The 891-nt window shown below is 63.7% G+C and carries 1 pseudogene; it reads right to left on the reverse strand.

Going from position 1 to position 891, the window contains the following annotated elements:
* Positions 1-812 (reverse strand): annotated as a pseudogene (locus CA234_RS24125) (transposase); the annotation flags it as partial.
* Positions 813-891: the final 79 nt, after the last annotated feature.

An 891-nucleotide genomic window follows, 5' to 3' on the forward strand; every position in this document is an offset into this window, starting at 1 on the left:
TAGGACGTTGTCGCTCACGACACAGGCCGGTTTGCCATAGAGACGCACCAGCGTGTCGAGCTCACGTGCGACCCTGACGCCCGAGATGCTGGTGTCGCCCAGCAGACACAGGTTTTCGCGGCAGGCGTCATCATTGATCGCCAGGATACGCAGGCGGCGGGAGGCGCCGAAGGTGTCGGCCACAAAGTCCATCGACCAACGATCATTCGGTCGCAGCGGCACGGGCATCGGCGTCCGACTGCCGCGAGCCCGCTTGCGGCTCCGACGCCGGCGCACCGACAGTCCCTCCTCCCGGTATAGCCGGTAGAGCTTCTTGTGGTTCATGATGTGCCCCTTGCGTTCGAGCATGACGCCAACCCGCCGGTAACCGAACCGGCGGCGCATGGCGGCGATCTCGCGCATCTCCTCGCGGATCTCGGCATGGTCGGGCGGACGTTCTCGCCGGACCGTCTTGGGGTCGACGCCGATCAGCACGCAGGCACGGCGCTGCGAGACATCGTAATCCCGCATCACGCCGAGCGCCGCGTCCCGTCGCTGCCTTGGCGTCGTCAGACTTTTCCCAGAAGGTCCTTCAGGATCGCGTTGTCCAGAACGCTCTCGGCCAGCAGCCGCTTCAGCTTGCCATTTTCATCCTCGAGCTGCCGCAGCCGCCGGGCCTCGGAAACCTCCAGCCCGCCATACTTGGCCTTCAGCTTGTAAAACGTCGCCGGGCTCAGTCCATGCTTGCGGCAAACGTCCGACGTCGAAAAACCAGCCTCCTGCTCCTTGATCATCCCGATGATCTGCTCCTCGGTGAAACGGCTCTTCCTCATTCCTCTGCTCCTTCCTTGGGGCAGACTCTACATCAAAGCGAGGGAGCCAACCGGGGGCAGGTCAGGACGTCAAATCAGG

The sequence above is a fragment of the Sphingomonas sp. ABOLE genome (assembly GCF_003950455.1).
Classification (GTDB): domain Bacteria; phylum Pseudomonadota; class Alphaproteobacteria; order Sphingomonadales; family Sphingomonadaceae; genus Sphingomonas; species Sphingomonas trueperi.